This window comes from Alcaligenes sp. EGD-AK7 (genome assembly GCF_000465875.3).
GTDB classification, from domain to species: domain Bacteria; phylum Pseudomonadota; class Gammaproteobacteria; order Burkholderiales; family Burkholderiaceae_B; genus Alcaligenes; species Alcaligenes phenolicus.
In genome coordinates, this window is sequence record NZ_AVOG02000048.1 from 1 (window position 1) to 594 (window position 594).

A 594-nucleotide genomic window follows, 5' to 3' on the forward strand; every position below is an offset into this window, starting at 1 on the left:
CCACGGAGGCGTATGAGGTGAGCATCGGCTTCACGGCGTCTGGAGCGCTGGATCTGACCTCCCTGGCATCCACCGATTTCGATGTGAACGCCGATGGCACCCTGACCTTGAATACCTGGGTGCCGGCGACAGTGACCGATTCGACTACCTCGCCGGTCACCTGGGGAAGCAATGGCGCAGCCGCCAGCGCGAGTGGTATTTCCATCGATCTGCGCAACATCAGCCAGACGAATACCAGCTTCGCGGTATTGAGCAGTCCGGTCCAGGACGGCTACACCACGGGTCAGTTGTCGGGGCTCTCCATCGATGACACTGGCATGATGTTCGCCACCTACACCAATGGTCAGTCGAAGGTCATCGGGCAAGTGGTGTTGGCGAATTTCACGAACTCGCAAGGGCTTGCTTCGGTAGGTGGCACGGCTTGGGCGCAAACGCTGGCCTCCGGGGAACCCGCTATCGGAACGCCAGGATCTGGAACACTGGGCTCTCTGCAGTCCGGTGCTCTGGAGGACTCGAACGTCGATCTTACGGCGCAGCTGGTCAACCTGATCGTCGCCCAGCGCAACTATCAGGCCAACGCCAAAACGGTGGAGA

General features: G+C 60.4%; 1 protein-coding gene. It reads left to right on the forward strand.

Going from position 1 to position 594, the window contains the following annotated elements:
* Positions 1 to 17: 17 nt before the first annotated feature.
* Positions 18 to 594 (forward strand): flagellar hook-basal body complex protein (locus N879_RS15680; RefSeq protein WP_200914610.1); only part of this gene is annotated, 577 nt, incomplete at its 3' end.